Source organism: Streptomyces sp. NPDC055013 (assembly GCF_053608645.1).
In genome coordinates this window covers 177,514-192,196 of record NZ_JBSGVW010000008.1, presented here as the reverse complement: position 1 = coordinate 192,196, position 14,683 = coordinate 177,514, and the positions used below count along the sequence as shown (strand labels likewise).

14 protein-coding genes are annotated in these 14,683 nt (G+C 72.6%); 7 read left to right on the top strand and 7 right to left on the bottom strand.

All coding sequences use genetic code 11. The features are described 5' to 3' along the window. Entirely contained in the window at window positions 1-888 is an 888-nt protein-coding gene (locus ACWGDB_RS13370; RefSeq protein WP_453822529.1) for a hypothetical protein, read from the top strand. Then, a complete protein-coding gene (locus tag ACWGDB_RS13365) occupies window positions 881-1,525 on the top strand; it encodes a PhzF family phenazine biosynthesis protein (protein WP_453822528.1) in 645 nt (214 codons plus the stop codon). Before ACWGDB_RS13370 ends, ACWGDB_RS13365 begins: the two co-directional genes overlap by 8 nt. Window positions 1,526-1,574: 49 nt before the next feature. Here ACWGDB_RS13365 and ACWGDB_RS13360 read toward each other — a convergent pair whose 3' ends face one another. Beyond that, entirely contained in the window at window positions 1,575-2,222 is a 648-nt protein-coding gene (locus tag ACWGDB_RS13360) for a biliverdin-producing heme oxygenase (protein ID WP_453822527.1), read from the bottom strand. 122 nt (window positions 2,223-2,344) lie between these two features. Beyond that, complete coding sequence (gene map / locus ACWGDB_RS13355; protein WP_453822526.1) at window positions 2,345-3,202, bottom strand: type I methionyl aminopeptidase; 858 nt, start codon at window positions 3,200-3,202, stop codon at window positions 2,345-2,347. A 58-nt stretch (window positions 3,203-3,260) separates the two neighbouring features. Between map and ACWGDB_RS13350 the strand changes: the two genes are divergently transcribed. Further along, entirely contained in the window at window positions 3,261-3,491 is a 231-nt protein-coding gene (locus ACWGDB_RS13350; protein ID WP_453822525.1) for a hypothetical protein, read from the top strand. On the opposite strand, the gene ACWGDB_RS13345 is transcribed toward ACWGDB_RS13350, so the two are convergent. Together ACWGDB_RS13345 and ACWGDB_RS13340 are read right to left on the bottom strand one after the other, a co-directional pair. Continuing rightward, entirely contained in the window at window positions 3,492-4,844 is a 1,353-nt protein-coding gene (locus tag ACWGDB_RS13345) for an MFS transporter (RefSeq protein ID WP_453822524.1), read from the bottom strand. 77 nt (window positions 4,845-4,921) lie between these two features. After that, window positions 4,922-5,524 (bottom strand): hypothetical protein, encoded by a 603-nt coding sequence (locus ACWGDB_RS13340; RefSeq protein ID WP_453822523.1) that lies wholly within the window; start codon window positions 5,522-5,524, stop codon window positions 4,922-4,924. A 161-nt stretch (window positions 5,525-5,685) separates the two neighbouring features. On the opposite strand from ACWGDB_RS13340, the gene ACWGDB_RS13335 reads away from it, so the two are divergent. The 3 genes from ACWGDB_RS13335 to ACWGDB_RS13325 are packed head-to-tail and all read left to right on the top strand — an operon-like array spanning window position 5,686 to window position 7,762. Next, complete coding sequence (locus tag ACWGDB_RS13335; RefSeq protein WP_453822522.1) at window positions 5,686-6,759, top strand: sialidase family protein; 1,074 nt, start codon at window positions 5,686-5,688, stop codon at window positions 6,757-6,759. Window positions 6,760-6,796: 37 nt separating this feature from the next. Further along, on the top strand, window positions 6,797-7,522 hold the full coding sequence (gene npdG, locus ACWGDB_RS13330; protein ID WP_453822521.1) for an NADPH-dependent F420 reductase: 726 nt from the start codon (window positions 6,797-6,799) through the stop codon (window positions 7,520-7,522). 54 nt (window positions 7,523-7,576) lie between these two features. After that, entirely contained in the window at window positions 7,577-7,762 is a 186-nt protein-coding gene (locus tag ACWGDB_RS13325) for a hypothetical protein (RefSeq protein ID WP_453822520.1), read from the top strand. 13 nt (window positions 7,763-7,775) lie between these two features. On the opposite strand, the gene ACWGDB_RS13320 is transcribed toward ACWGDB_RS13325, so the two are convergent. Further along, on the bottom strand, window positions 7,776-8,576 hold the full coding sequence (locus ACWGDB_RS13320; protein WP_453822519.1) for a site-2 protease family protein: 801 nt from the start codon (window positions 8,574-8,576) through the stop codon (window positions 7,776-7,778). A 229-nt stretch (window positions 8,577-8,805) separates the two neighbouring features. On the opposite strand from ACWGDB_RS13320, the gene ACWGDB_RS13315 reads away from it, so the two are divergent. Next, the gene (locus ACWGDB_RS13315; protein ID WP_453822518.1) at window positions 8,806-12,495 is read left to right on the top strand and encodes an AfsR/SARP family transcriptional regulator; all 3,690 of its coding nucleotides are present in this window, start codon (window positions 8,806-8,808) and stop codon (window positions 12,493-12,495) included. Between the two features lie 46 nt (window positions 12,496-12,541). Here the strand turns inward: ACWGDB_RS13315 and ACWGDB_RS13310 are convergent, their stop codons facing one another. Continuing rightward, window positions 12,542-13,366 carry an ABC transporter permease gene (locus ACWGDB_RS13310; RefSeq protein ID WP_453822517.1) on the bottom strand — a complete coding sequence of 275 codons (825 nt, stop codon included), beginning with the start codon at window positions 13,364-13,366 and terminating at the stop codon, window positions 12,542-12,544. After that, window positions 13,363-14,388, bottom strand: a complete 1,026-nt coding sequence (locus tag ACWGDB_RS13305) for an ATP-binding cassette domain-containing protein (RefSeq protein ID WP_453822516.1) — start codon at window positions 14,386-14,388, stop codon at window positions 13,363-13,365. The genes ACWGDB_RS13310 and ACWGDB_RS13305 overlap by 4 nt, the downstream gene beginning before the upstream one ends. Between the last annotated feature and the right edge of the window lie 295 nt (window positions 14,389-14,683).

The window sequence follows — 14,683 nt, the reverse complement described above, 5'->3', positions numbered from 1 at the left end:
ATGAACAGGGGGCACAGAGAACTGCTGGGGCCGGGGCGGCTGGTACTGGACGTACGAGACCGTCCCGGCCCGCCGGCGTTGCGTTTCGAGACCGCGGACCGGGGACGGCTGCTGCTGCGGCAGGGGGACCGCCCTGTGCTGCTGGGCCGGTCGGTGGGCGAGGGCTGCTGCCCGGAGCTCCATCTGCACCGCCTCGACGGCTACCGCTCACCGCTTCCGCCGCTGCGCTCGTCAGCCATGCGCTCCTCGGTCAACTGGCCGCACCAGTACGCGCGTTGGCTGGAGGAGGCGGAGGGGACCCCGCTGCGGGACGGACGCTGGGAGCTGGCCCGCCGGACCGGTTTCCCGCCGGGCATCTGGATCGAGGACTTCGTGCGGGACTGGCCCGGCGGCCGGCTGGAGCTGTACTGCGGGGGCGGCTGGCACGGAGTCGTGCCGCTGCGCCGGCTCTCGGCACCGGATGCCGCGCGGGTGAAGGCGTACCGCAAGCACGCCCGTGACGGCTCACTAGCGCCGGTCCTGCTGTGGTGGGTGACCTTCCTGGACGGCTGGGTGATCCTCGACGGTCACGACAGGGCGGTGGCGGCGCTGGCGGAGGACCGGACGCCGGAGTGCGTGGAGCTGGGCCGGGTGCCCGACGAGGAGCAGTGGCGCCGGGCTGCCGAGGAGGTGACCGAGGCCCACGAGCACCGAGTGCAAGGGCTGGCCGACCACGCCGACGACCCGGGCGCGGAACACCGGCGGGCCACCATGGAGAGGGCGTACGGCGAAACGATCGCCTCGCTGCCCTACGGCGTGCCCCCCACCCGCTTCCTGCCACTGTCCGGCGGAGCCGCCGCCTGGGACGAGCTCGCGGCCCGGGTGATGTTTCAATTTCCCCGTGACTGACTTCGACGTCCTGCGCGTCTTCTGCGGCCCCCACGGCGGATACGGCAACGAACTCGGCGTCGTCCGCGAGGGCTCCGTCCTGCCCGACCGGGCTGAGCGGCAGGCGTTCGCCGGCAAGCTCGGCTTCAGCGAGACCGTGTTCGTCGACGACCCCGAGCGCGGAGTCATCGACATCTACACCCCGACCCTGCGCCTGCCCTTCGCCGGTCACCCCTGCGTCGGCACGGCCTGGCTCCTCGACGTGCCCGAACTGATCACTCCGGCCGGCGTCGTCGGGGCACGGCTGGACGGGGAGTTCAGCTGGATCGAGGCCCGGGCGGAGTGGGCCCCGCCGCGCACCCTGCGGCAGTACGGGACGGCGGCCGAGGTGGACGACCTCGACGTGCCCCCGCCAGGTGAGTGGATCTATGCCTGGGCGTGGGAGGACGAGGCGGCCGGACGGGTCAGGGCCCGCGGCTTCCCCGGCCGCGGCGACGGCATCGACGAGGACGAGGCGACCGGCGCGGCCGCCCTGCTGCTCACCGACCGCCTGGGCCGCGCCCTCAACATCACCCAGGGAGCCGGGTCCCAGATCCTCACGGCGCCGCAGCCCGAGGGCTGGGTGGAGATCGGAGGGCGAGTCCTCCTGGAGCGCTGAGCCCGGACGCTCAGCCCCTCAGACCTCAGCCCCTCAGGCTCTCGGACACTCAGGCGCTCAGCGGGAACTCCTCGCCCAGCGCCCGGAACACCGCCGTGTTCAAGGCGAACGCCTTCTTGCACTCCGCCACGATCCGCTGCTTCTCCAGGTCGTCGGCGCGGACCCGGTCCAGGAGCTCGCGGTAACCCCGCTTGAACGCCGCCGGGTTGGTGATCTCCTCGAAGACGTAGAAGCGGACCCCGTCGCCCTTGCGGGCGAAGCCCCAGGTCTTCTCCGCCTTGTCGCGGATGATCTGGCCGCCGGAGAGGTCGCCGAGGTAGCGCGTGTAGTGGTGGGCGATGTAGCCGGCCGGCCACGCGTCGGCGCACTCCCGCACCCGGTCCGCGTACGCCTGCGTCGCGGGCAGTGCCGACAGGCCCGTCCGCCACCGCGGACCCCGCAGATGCGCCAGGTCCCGCTCCAGCGACGTCAGCCGGAACAGCTCCGGCTGGATGAAGGGGCCGGTCACCGGGTCCGACGCCAGCCGCTCGGTGCCGGTCTCCAGCGCCTCGTACACGAACCACAGCTGCTCGGTGTAGCGCGCGTACGCGTCCACGCCCAGCCGGCCGCCGAGCAGGTCGCTCATGAACGTCGAGGTCTCCGCCTCCACGTGCTGCTCGTGGGAGGCGGTGCGGATGACTGTCGAGAAGGAGTCCATGGGAGTATTTTCTGAGGTTAGGCTTACCTAAGTCAATAGGTTTGCCGACGCTGTGTCGGTAAAAGGGTACCGAGAAAACCCGCCCTCCGCAGGGCGAAGGACGGGCCAGGTGACCTGCTCGGTTACGGCAGCGTGAGGATCTCCGTCCCCGTCTCCGTCACCACCAGTGTGTGCTCGAACTGCGCGGTGCGCTTGCGGTCCTTCGTGACGACCGTCCAGCCGTCGTCCCACATGTCGTACTCGTGCGTCCCGAGCGTCAGCATCGGCTCGATGGTGAAGGTCATGCCGGGCTGGATCACCGTCGTCGCGTGCGGGCTGTCGTAGTGCGGGATGATCAGCCCCGAGTGGAACGACGAGTTGATGCCGTGGCCGGTGAAGTCGCGGACCACGCCGTAGCCGAAGCGCTTGGCGTACGACTCGATGACCCGCCCGATGATGTTGATCTGGCGGCCCGGCTTGACCGCCTTGATCGCGCGGCTCAGCGACTCACGGGTGCGCTCCACCAGCAGGCGGCTCTCCTCGTCGACGTCGCCTACCAGGTACGTGGCGTTGTTGTCGCCGTGCACCCCGCCGATGTACGCGGTCACGTCGAGGTTGACGATGTCGCCGTCGCGCAGCACCGTCGAGTCCGGGATGCCGTGGCAGATCACCTCGTTGACGCTGGTGCACAGGGACTTCGGGAAGTTGCGGTAGCCGAGCGTGGAGGGGTAGGCGCCGTGGTCGCACATGTACTCGTGCGCCACCTTGTCCAGCTCGTCCGTCGTGACACCGGGCGCGATCAGCTTCGCCGCCTCGGCCATCGCCCGCGCGGCGACCCGGCCGGCCACCCGCATCGCCTCGACGGTCTGTGGAGTCTGCACCTCCGGACCCGTGTACGGCGTCGGCGCGGGCTTCCCGACGTACTCGGGGCGACGGATGTTTCCGGGCACGGAACGGGTGGGGGAGAGCTCCCCTGGTACGAGCAGCGACTGGCCAGACATGCCAGCGAGTCTAACCAGCGGGCATGGGGGAACATGACGATGGCGAGAGGAGCCGGACATGGCCTTGTTCAAGAAGCGGACCGTCGGCAAGCCGGGCGAGTGGTACTACTGCCTCGTCCACAAGAAGGTCGAGGAGGGGCCGGACTGCCCGGCCAAGGACCGCTTCGGACCGTACGCCACTCCGCAGGAGGCCCAGCAGGCGATGGACCTCGCCCGTGAGCGCAACCTGGAGTGGGAGGGCGACCCGCGGTGGCACGACGCCCCGAGCCGCCCGGCGGACGACGACTGATCAGCCCTCCGCGGGCGCCGACGCGGGTTGTGCCGTCGGCGCCTGTGCGGCCGCTGCCGCCGCCCGCTGCTCCCGCAGCCGTACCGCGTGCTCGTTCGTCCGCGCGTCGTACGTCATCAGTTTCGGCAGACACAGCGCCAGCAGCCCCACGGCACCCACGCACAGCAGCCCGCCCGACCAGATCGACGTCCGCACGCCCCGCCAGGCCGCCATGCCGCCGACGTAGGTCTGGCCCAGCTGCGGGCCCACCGAGTACGACAGCAGCTCGATCCCGGCGAGCCGGCCGCGCAGCTCGTCCGGGATCGTCTGGTTCCACATCACCCCGCGGAAGATGCCGCTGACCATGTCGGCGGCGCCGCCGAGGGTCAGGAACAGCAGGACCAGCCATACGTTCCCGGAGACACCGGCCGCCGCGATCGCCGTGCCCCACAGCGCCGCCGCCACCACGACGGCCCGCCCGTGCCGGTGCACCCGCGAGGTCCAGCCGCTGGTCAGGCTCACCAGCATCGCCCCGGCCGGGATCGCCGAGTACATCAGCCCCAGTGCCCAAGGGGCGTTCAACTCGTCGGCGAGGAACGGCAGTACGGCGAGCGGCATCGCGAACAGCATCGCCGCGATGTCGATCACGTACGTGCCGAGGAGCTCCTTGCGGTTCCAGGCGTAGCGGGCGCCCTCGGCGATGGCCTTGAGGGACGGCTTCGCGGCCTCGTGGGAGGCGGGGGAGGGGGCGAGCCCGAGCACGAGCAGCACGGAGACGACGAAGGTCAGCAGATCCACGCCGTAGGCCCAGCCGAGCCCCGCGTACGCCACGACCACACCGGCCAGGGCCGGGCCCGCGACGCCGCCGACCTGCCAGCGCAGCGCGTTGAGCGAGGCGGCGGCCGGGAGGTGGTCGTGGGCCACGATCCGGGGCAGCAGGGCGTCCATGGCCGGGCGCTGGACCGACACGAGGGCGGAGGACAGCGCGGCGACGACGTACAGCGGCCAGATGGCGGGGCTCGGCAGCAGTGCGTTGACCAGCAGCACCGCGCTGAGCACCGCCTGCCCGGCCTCCGTCCACACGATCAGCTTCCGCTTGTCGAGCGCGTCGGCGAGCGCACCCCCGTACAGCCCGAACACGATCAGCGGCACCAGCTCCACGGCGCCGATCGCCCCGACCGCCGCGGCGGACCCCGTCAGCTCCTTGATCTGCACGGGCAGCGCGACGAAGGTCAGGAAGCTGCCGAAGTAGGTGACCAGCCCCGCCAGCCACAGCCGCCGGAAGTCGACGGAGGCCCGCCACGGGGCGAGATCGGGAAGTACGGCCCGGAGGCCGGAAGGCGGCGCGGGGGGAGTGGGGGAGTCGTCGGTCACGAAGGGCCATGCTCAGGCGGTGCGGTGCTGCGAGGCAAACGGTTTTGCGGGCGAGGCGCCGGGCACCGGCCGACGGGTCACCAGCCCGAGGGCGGCGGCGCCGTCAGGGAGTCCGCCAGGCGGGACAGGCGGTCCCGGAAACGCCGGCGACCCCGCGGAGCGGGCAGCGCGTTCTCGCCGGCCGCCGCGCTCACCAGGTGCTGCACGGTGTCCAGGTCCAGCTCCGCACCCTCCGGCACGGTCAGCGTCTCGTGGGCCATCGACGTCAGTTCGCCCTCGTCGGTGCCGAGCGCCAGCACCGTCGCGCCGGCCAGCCGGGCGTCGTGCACCCGCTCCAGAAGCGGCGCTCCCGGCCCTTGTGGCGACACCACCAGCAGCGTCTCCCCGCCCCGCGCCGCCGCCAACCGCCCGAGGCCGACCGCCAGATGCGCCGGATCCGAGGCGCGCGCACGATGCCGTACGAGTGTCGGGGCCAGCTCCGGAGTGCCCGACCACGCGGCCTCGTCGACCAGATGGGCCGCCAGATGCCACGGCTCGTACTGCGGTGTGCCGACCAGCAGCAGCCCGCCCCCGTGCGCCACCGCCGCCGTCCGCAGCGCACCCGCGAACCGCCGGGTTGCTCCCAACCACTCGGTTCCGGCAAGCACTTCGCGCAACAACGCGACACGTACGGCATCCATGCGACCGCATCCTGCCGCAACCGACCACTCGTGACCCGGAGTTCACCACGAATTCGCCCGACTTGGGCAGATGGACTCGTTGTCCCGCACATCCGTCCGTACACCGGCCGCGCAGCCACCGCCGACCGAGCCATGGCGACCGGCCATCCGAGGAGCCCCCCATGGCAGAGACCAGCGTCCCCTTCCGCGCCGGCCGCGAGGGCTACGCGAGCTTCCGCATCCCGGCCGTCGTCGCCACCTCCACCGGCACCCTCCTCGCCTTCTGCGAGGGCCGGGTCGGCTCGCACGACGACTTCGGGAACATCGACATCGTGCTGAAGCGCTCCACCGACGGCGGCCGCACCTGGGGCCCGCTCCAGGTCGCCGCCAAGCACGGTGACGACCTCGCCGGCAACCCGGCCCCCGTCGTCCTCGACACCGGCCGCATCCTGCTCGTCCACGTCCGCAACGCCGCCCTCGCCACCGAGAGCGCCATCCGCCGCGGTGTGGTGAGCGCCGCGGACGGGCGGCGGGTCTGGGTCCAGCACAGCGACGACGACGGCGCGACCTGGTCCGCGCCGACGGAGATCACCAAGGGCACGAAACGGCCGGAGTGGCGCTGGTACGCCACCACCCCCGGCCACGCCGTCCAACTGGCCGGCGGCCGGGTCGTCGTCCCCGCCAACCACTCCCTGCCGCCGTCCGGACGGGACAACGGCACGGAGGGCAAGTACAACGGCGGCCACTGCCTGCTCAGCGACGACCGCGGTGCCACCTGGCGCATCGGGTACGTCGACGGCAACACCGACGGCTACGTCAACGTCAACGAGACCACCGCCGCCGAACTCCCCGACGGGCGCGTCTACTTCAACACCCGCAACGACTCCACGTCCCCCGGCACCCGGGCCGACGCCTACTCCGAGGACGGCGGCGCGACCCTGGTGAAACCCTTCCGTCCGCAGGCCGGCCTCGCCGCCCCCGTCTGCGAGGGCAGCGCCCTGCACCTGCGCGACCCCGACGTGCTGCTCTACTCCGGCCCCGCCGACCCCGGCTTCCGCGCCCTGATGACGATCCGCGCCTCCACCGACGGCGGCATCACCTGGCGGTCGGCGCACACGGTGGACGGACTGCCCGCCGCTTACTCGGACCTCGTACGGATCGACGACGAGGCGGTCGGACTCCTCTACGAGACCGGCGACTTCAGCGCGTACGAGACCATCACCTTCCGGCGGGTGCCCGTGACGGAGCTCACCTGAGCCAGGGGGCCGGGCGGCGCGGACGTAAAGTCGGCGCATGACCTCTAGCGACAGTGCACAGCAGCCCGCCGGGACGCCCGCGAAGGCTCCCGCCAAGGACCCCTGGGACCTCCCGGACGTCTCCGGGCTCGTCGTCGGCGTGCTCGGCGGGACCGGGCCGCAGGGCAAGGGCCTTGCCTACCGGCTCGCCCGGGCCGGCCAGAAGGTGATCATCGGCTCGCGGGCGGCCGAGCGCGCCGAGTCCGCCGCCGAGGAGCTCGGGCACGGCGTCGAGGGCGCCGACAACGCCGAGTGCGCGCGGCGCAGCGACATCGTGATCGTCGCCGTGCCGTGGGAGGGCCACGGCAAGACCCTCGAATCCCTGCGCGAGGAGCTGGCCGGCAAGCTGGTCGTCGACTGCGTCAACCCGCTCGGCTTCGACAAGAAGGGCGCCTACGCGCTGAAGCCGGAGGAGGGCAGCGCCGCCGAGCAGGCCGCCGCCCTGCTCCCGGACTCCCGGGTGACCGCGGCCTTCCACCATCTGTCGGCCGTCCTGCTGGAGGACCCGGAGATCGACGAGATCGACACCGACGTGATGGTCCTCGGCGAGGACCGGGCGGACGTCGAGATCGTCCAGGCGCTCGCGGGCCGCATCCCCGGCATGCGCGGCATCTTCGCGGGGCGGCTGCGCAACGCCCACCAGGTGGAGTCGCTGGTCGCGAACCTGATCTCGGTGAACCGGCGCTACAAGGCGCACGCGGGGCTCCGCGTCACCGACGTGTGACGGGATGGGGGACACTGGTCGGCGTAGCAGTGTCCCCCGAAGGAGCCGAGTGAAATGCCCCGCCTTGGTGTCTATGCCCTGATCGTCTGTGTGCTCGCCGTGGCCGCGGCCGTGGTCTCGTTCACGCAGGGCAGCTTGCTGGGGATCGTGTGGGTGCTGCTGGCGGGGCTGTCCAGCAACATGTGCTGGTACTACGTGAAGCGGGCCAGGGACGAGCGGCGGGACTCGGTCACGGGCTGAGCCACGAACCGGGTCACGCGTTGATCGAGCAGAGCTCGTTCGAGTCCCGCCAGAAGCGGAACAGGTCGTAACCGCAGTACGTGTCGAAGTCGCTGATGCCGAGGCCCCGCAGCACGGCGTCGATCATGTCGAAGAACACGCCGTTGACCTCCGGCACCCACAGCAGCGCGAACACGAACAGCAGCCCGAACGGCGCGAACGGCTGCACCTGGCGCCTGACCTTGTGCGACAGCCACGGCTCGATCACGCCGTAGCCGTCCAGGCCCGGCACCGGCAGGAAGTTCAGGATCGCCGCCGTGACCTGGAGCAGCGCGAGGAAGGCGAGCGCGAACCGGAAGTCGCTGGGCACGCCGTCCAGGGCGTCCAGCCAGAACGGGGCGGTGCACACGACGGCGAACAGCACGTTCGTCAGGGGCCCGGCCGCCGAGATCAGACTGTGCCGCCAGCGCCCCCGGATCCGCCCGCGCTCGATGAAGACGGCACCGCCCGGGAGGCCGATGCCGCCCATGATCACGAAGATGACGGGGAGCACGATGCTGAGCAGGGCATGTGTGTATTTGAGAGGGTTGAGCGAGAGGTAGCCCTTCGCGCCGACCGAGATGTCCCCGCTGTGCAAGGCGGTACGCGCATGTGCGTACTCGTGCAGACACAGGGACACGATCCAGGCGGCCGTCACGAAAAGGAACACGGCCAGGCCTGGCTGCTCGGCGAACCCGGTCCAGGTGGCCCAGCCCGTCACCGCCGTGACGGCCAGGATCCCCACGAAGACGGGGCTGATCCGCCGGTCGCTGCGGCGGGTGAGAGCGGTGGTCATGAGGACGGGCTCCTGGGACGGCGGGACGTCGGGACTGCCCGACCGTACCGGGCGCACCCGGAAAACGTCTCGCGGTGGGCCGTAGGTTCCGGGGAAGGTGGGGGCATGGGCTGTGGCGGGTGGCGTACGTGGGCGGGCGCACCGCACCCGACGGCCCCCCGCACCCCGCCCCGCAGCCGCCCCGCCCCGCCGCCCAATGCCGTGACCGGCCCCACGACCACCAGAGACAATGGACCCCGTGCGCTATCGCATCCTCGGCACCACCCAGGTACTCCGCCCCGACGGCAGCCCCATTCCTGTCGGCGGGGCCCGCTTGCGTGCCCTGCTCACCGTGCTCGCGCTGCGGGGCGGCCGGACCGTGCCGGCGGGCATGCTGGTCGACGAGGTGTGGGAAGGGGCGCCGCCCGCTGACGCCTCGGGGGCGTTGCAGGCGCTCGTCGGGCGGTTGCGGCGTGCCCTCGGCGCGGACGCGATCGTCTCGGCGGACGGCGGTTACCGGCTCGCCGCCGCGCCCGACGACATCGACCTGCACCGCTTCGAGCGGCTCGTCGGCGAGGGCACGCGCGCGCTGGCCGACGGCGACCCCGCCAAGGCCGCCGTCGTCCTCGACGACGCCCTCGCCCTGTGGCGCGGGCCCGCCCTCGCCGACCTCCCCGACCGCACCGCCGAGGCGGCCCGCCGGGCGACCCGGCGCCTCGACGCGCTGCGCGCCCGCCACACCGCCGCCCTCGCCCTCGGCCACGCCGAACAGTCCCTGCCGGAACTGACCGCCCTGTGCGACAGCCACCCCCTGGACGAGCCCCTCCAGGCCCTGCGCCTGCGCGCCCTGCGCGACGCGGGCCGCACGGCGGAGGCCCTGGTTGCCTACGAGGACGTACGACGCCTCCTGGCAGACCGCCTCGGCTCGGACCCGGGCCCGGAACTGCGCTCCCTGCACGCGGAGCTGCTTCGCCCGGGGGGCGGTGCGCGCGGGCACGGCCAGCGGGTGGACGACGGATCCGGCACCGCGCGGGGTGGGCATGGCGTCCGCCCGCTCGGTGACGTGGACGCAGGTGCCCACGGTCCGGGCCACGGCAGGATGTCCGCCGTCCCCGAGGCCCACCGATCCGGCCCCCTCGGCGCCCCCGACACCGAAGCGCGCCGTACGAGGCCCGCCGACGCAGGCACAGCTGGGTCCGGCACGCGCACCGGCCCCGGCGCGCGCCCCCCGGCCGCGCCCGGCGAGGCGGAGGCCCCCGGCCCCCCGAGCACCCTCGGCGTTCCCGCCGCGCCCGCGGCCCGTACCGCCGGCCCCGCGCCCGGCCGGAACCACACACCCGACGCCCCGGCCGCCCCCGGCGGCCTCACCGCCCGCACGGACGCCTCCGCCGACCCGCCCGGCGCACCGCGGCTCACCCCACCCCCCGGCAACCTCCGCGCCCGGCTCACCTCCTTCGTCGGCCGGGAAGCCGACATCGAGGCCATCCGCGGGGACCTCGGCACCGCCCGGCTCGTCACGCTGCTGGGCCCCGGTGGCGCCGGGAAGACGCGGCTGTCGCAGGAGGCCGCCGAGAGCGTGCGGGACGGTGCCCCGGACGGGGTGTGGCTGGCCGAGCTCGCGCCGGTCGACGCCCCCGAGGCCGTGCCGGAGGCCGTACTCACCGCCGTCGGTGCCCGCGAGACCGTGCTGTACGGCGCCGGCGCCGAGGCCATGCGGGCCGGTTCCGACCGGCACGACGACCCCGTCGAGCGGCTCGCCGAGCACTGCGGCAAACGCCGGATGCTGCTGATCCTCGACAACTGCGAGCACGTCGTCGAGGCCGCCGCCCGCCTCGTCGCGGAGCTGCTGGAGCGCTGCCCGGAGCTGACGGTGCTGGCCACCAGCCGCGAACCCCTCGGCGTACCGGGGGAGTTGCTGCGGCCCGTCGAGCCGTTGCCCGAGCCCGTCGCGCTGCGGCTCCTCGCCGACCGGGGAGCGGCCGCCCGGCCCGGCTTCCGCGTCGACGCCGACGACGAGACCGCCGCGGCCTGCGCCGAGATCTGCCTGCGCCTCGACGGTCTCCCGCTCGCCATCGAACTTGCCGCCGCCCGGTTGCGCATGCTCACCCCACGCCAGATCGCGGACCGTCTGGACGACCGCTTCCGCCTCCTCACCTCCGGCAGCCGCACCGTCCGCCCCCGCCAGCAGACCCTGCGTGCGGTCGTCGACTGGTCCTGGGAGCTGCTCGACGAGGACGAACGCGACGTGCTGCGGCGGCTGTCCGTCTTCGCGGGCGGCTGCGACCTCACCGCCGCGGAGGCCGTGTGCGGGCCCGCCGCCCTGGACTCGCTCGGCTCGCTCGTCGACAAGTCCCTGGTGGTGGCCGCCCCGTCGGCGGACGGCGCGATGCGCTACCGGCTCCTGGAGACCGTCGCCGAGTACGCCGGCGAGCGCCTCGACGAGACCGGCCGTCGTGCCGAGGCCGAGCGCGCGCACCTGACGTACTACCGCGAACTCGCCCGCATCACCGACGCGTTGCTGCGCGGGCCCGGCCAGCTCGCCGCCATCGACCGGCTGGAGCGCGAGTACGAGAACCTGCGCATCGCCCTGCGCCACGCGGTCGCCGACCGTGACGAGCAGGAGGCGATGTGTCTGATCCTGTCGCTGGCGTGGTACTGGCAGATGCGCGAGCTGCGGATCGATGCCCGCAACTGGTCCCGCGAGGTCCAGGCCCTCGGCCCGGACCCCTTCACCGATCCGGTCCGCCCGGCGCAGCCGGTGTGGGAACGCTGCACGGACACCCCGCCCCCGTGGACCGGGGAGGCCCTCGAAGAGGCCCGGCGCGGCGTCCACCTCGTCCATCTCGCCTGCATGGACACCGAGTTGGATGCCTGGCAGACCCCCGCGGCGCAGGCCAAGCTGCGGGCCATCGCCGCCACCTACGAACCGGGCATGCCGCAGACCTGCCGGCTGCCCGGCTACCTCTGGATCTTCGCCGTCATGCTCACCGGGGACGTGGAGCGGCTGCGGATCGTCCTCGACGCCACCGTCCGCACCTCCCGCGAGACGCCCGGGTACGACTGGGAGCTCGCCGCGAGCCTGCAGTGGCGCGCCAACATGTACGCCAACCGCAGCGACTGGGCGGGCGAGGGCGACGCCATCCGCGATGCCGAGGAGTCGCTGGAGATCTACGAGCGCCTGGGCGACCTGTGGGGCACCGCCGAGGCCCTCGCCGCGCGCGCCGAGGCTTGCGAACGCAAGGGTGAGTGGGACAGGGCCGCCGCGAACTACGAGGCGGCGATCGAGCGTGCCGAACGGCTCGGCGCCCACGCCCAGAAGGGCGTACTGCGGGCCCGGCTCGGCAGCGTCATGATCGAGGCGGGCGAGGTGGAGCGGGGCGAGCGGCTGCTGCGTGCGGTCATCGACGAGGCGAGCGGCGGGAACGACCAGGCGATGCCGTTCGCCCGGCTGATCCTGGCCGGCCGGCTCGGCATGAGCGGCCGGATCGCCGAGGCGCGTGAGCAACTCCGGCTGTTGCGCGAGCAGTTCAAGATCGCCCACTTCGTCGTCTTCGATGCCTACATTCTCGGTGCGGAGGCCTGGCTGGACGCGGCCGACGGCCGGTACACGCGATCCCTGGACACGATCAAGCGCGCCATGGAACGCGCCGAGGAACCGCTGTCCGAGGCCATCGCCCCGAACATGCGCTCGGCGTTTCTGAGCACCGCCGCCTACGCCCTGGCCCGCGTCGACGGCGGCTGCCGCACCCGTGACGCCGCCCGCTGCCTCGGCGCCGCCGACGGGCTGCTGCCGGCCCGGTACGTCGCGTCGACACACGAGCGCAAGGTGTACGAAGGGGCGGCGGAACGCGCCCGCGCGGTGCTCGGCGACGCGGCCTACGAGGTGGCGTACACGGAGGGCGGTGGCCTCTCCTCCCGGGAGGCCACCGCCCTGATCTGACGTCCGCCGGTTCCTCGTACGGACGGTCGGTTCCGCGTACGGAACGTCAGTTCTTCGTGCGGAACTTGTGGATCGCGATAGGCGCCATGATCGCCGTCAGGCCGACCGACCAGGCGACGGTCACCCACAGGTCGTGCGCGACCGGGCCGCCCACCATCAGGCCGCGCGCGGCGTCCGCGAGCGAGGACAGCGGGTTGACGTCCGTGAAGGACTGCAGCCAGCCCGGCATCGACGTGGTCGGCGCGAAGATCGACGAGCCGAACTGGAGCGGCATCAGCACCAGGAAGCCGAGCCCCTGCACGGACTGCGCGCTCTTCAGGATCACACCGAGGGTGAGGAACACCCACATCAGCGCCGACCCGAACAGCGCCGCCAGCGCCACGGCCGCGAGCAGCCCGACCCAGTTGGTGATGTCGAAGCCGACCAGGACACCGACGATCAGCATGATCGTGGTGGCGATCATCATGCGCAGGAGCTCTACCGCGATCTTGGCGAAGAGCACCGAGCCGCGCCCGATCGGCAGGGACCGGAACCGGTCCATGACGCCGGTGTTGAAGTCCTGGTTGAACCCGGTCCCGACCGACATGGCCATGCTCATGCCCATCATGGCCATCATGCCGGGCACGACGTACTGGACGTAGTCCTCCTGGCCGCCGCCGAGCGCCTGTCCGATCGAGCCGCCGAAGACGTACACGAACAGCAGCGTGAAGACGATCGGCATCAGGATGGCGTCGAACATCGACTCCGGGTCCTGCCGGATCCACAGGAGGTTGCGGCGCACGAGCGCACCGGTGTGCCGCAGGTGCGCCCGCAACGAGATGCGGGCGTCGGCGGCGGCCGCCGGGTGGGCAGTTGTGGTGGCGGCGCTCATACGGCGACCTCCTCGCGGTCGTCGGTGGGCACGGCGTCCTGCGGGGCACTGGCACGGTGGCCGGTGAGGGACAGGAACACCTCGTCCAGGCTGGGCAGTTCGGTGGAGATGGAGGCGAGGGTGACGCCCCGCGCGGTGACGGCGCCGACGATGGCGGTGAGCTGCTCGTCGCTGAGCACCGGGACGAGCAGGGTGCCGGTCTCGGTGTCCACGGTGGTCGTCGCGAGGCCGGTGATGCCGAGGTCGTCGAGGTATCCGGCGAGGGGCCGCAGCTGCAGGGCATCGGTCGGCCGGATCCGCAGGGTGCGCCCGCCCACCTTGGCCTTGAGCTCCTCGATGCCTCCGCCCGCGATGACCTTGCCGCGGTCGACGACCGTCAGCTCGGAGGCGAGCTGCTCGGCCTCCTCCATGTACTGGGTGGTCAGCAGCACGGTCACGCCGTCCCCGACCATGGCCTTGACCTCGGCCCACACCTCGTTGCGGGTCCGTGGGTCGAGCCCCGTGGTCGGCTCGTCGAGGAACAGCACCGTGGGCCGGCCGATCATGGAGGCGGCCAGGTCGAGCCGCCGCCGCATGCCGCCGGAGTAGGTCGCCGCGGGCCGCTTGGCCGCGTCGGTCAGTGAGAACCGCTCCAGCAGCTCGTCGGCACGCGTGCGCGCCTCCTTGCGGGGCAGGTCCAGGAGCCGCCCGATGAGGTACAGGTTCTCCCACCCGGGGAGCTTCTCGTCGACGGAGGCGTACTGACCGGTCAGCCCGATCACCCTCCGCAGCTGCCGGGGCTGCCGCAGGACGTCGTATCCGGCGACGGTGGCCTCTCCGGCGTCCGGCGTCAGCAAGGTGGACAGGATGCGCACGAGAGTGGTCTTGCCGGCCCCGTTCGGCCCGAGCACGCCCATCACGGTGCCCTCGCGCACCTCCAGGTCGACCCCGTCCAGAGCCTTGGTCTCGCCGTAGTGCTTGACCAACCCCCGCACGGATACGGCGCTGCTCACGCCGCCGGGGTTCTTGTCGATTCGCGTCATGGGGACGACGTTGTCAGGCCGCACCGACAAACCACCGACAGCTCACCGACAGAACCGACAGGACACCGACAGGGCGCCGCCCAAGGGGCGCGGGGCGGCAATCGATGTGCGGCCACCACCGCGTGGGCGCGACCGATCGGAACCTGCTCGCGCCCGCGACGAGGAACCTCAGTGCCGAACGGTTTCGGCCCGCTGCGGGACCTGTCCCGCGACGACTCGCTGTCGCCCGCTCCGTGGGGCGCCTCCGCGTTGGTCCACCGCGTAGGCGGCACCCGCGGCCGCGAGCCCGAGGACG

Coding starts and splice junctions, on each gene's coding strand:
- ACWGDB_RS13350 (WP_453822525.1), top strand. CDS start 3,261: ATGGCCTTGTTCAAGAAGCGGACCGTCGGCAAGCCGGGCGAGTGGTAC.
- ACWGDB_RS13340 (WP_453822523.1), bottom strand. CDS start 5,524: ATGGATGCCGTACGTGTCGCGTTGTTGCGCGAAGTGCTTGCCGGAACC.
- npdG (WP_453822521.1), top strand. CDS start 6,797: ATGACCTCTAGCGACAGTGCACAGCAGCCCGCCGGGACGCCCGCGAAG.
- ACWGDB_RS13360 (WP_453822527.1), bottom strand. CDS start 2,222: ATGGACTCCTTCTCGACAGTCATCCGCACCGCCTCCCACGAGCAGCAC.
- ACWGDB_RS13305 (WP_453822516.1), bottom strand. CDS start 14,388: ATGACGCGAATCGACAAGAACCCCGGCGGCGTGAGCAGCGCCGTATCC.
- ACWGDB_RS13310 (WP_453822517.1), bottom strand. CDS start 13,366: ATGAGCGCCGCCACCACAACTGCCCACCCGGCGGCCGCCGCCGACGCC.
- ACWGDB_RS13335 (WP_453822522.1), top strand. CDS start 5,686: ATGGCAGAGACCAGCGTCCCCTTCCGCGCCGGCCGCGAGGGCTACGCG.
- ACWGDB_RS13315 (WP_453822518.1), top strand. CDS start 8,806: ATGGACCCCGTGCGCTATCGCATCCTCGGCACCACCCAGGTACTCCGC.
- ACWGDB_RS13325 (WP_453822520.1), top strand. CDS start 7,577: ATGCCCCGCCTTGGTGTCTATGCCCTGATCGTCTGTGTGCTCGCCGTG.
- map (WP_453822526.1), bottom strand. CDS start 3,202: ATGTCTGGCCAGTCGCTGCTCGTACCAGGGGAGCTCTCCCCCACCCGT.
- ACWGDB_RS13320 (WP_453822519.1), bottom strand. CDS start 8,576: ATGACCACCGCTCTCACCCGCCGCAGCGACCGGCGGATCAGCCCCGTC.
- ACWGDB_RS13370 (WP_453822529.1), top strand. CDS start 1: ATGAACAGGGGGCACAGAGAACTGCTGGGGCCGGGGCGGCTGGTACTG.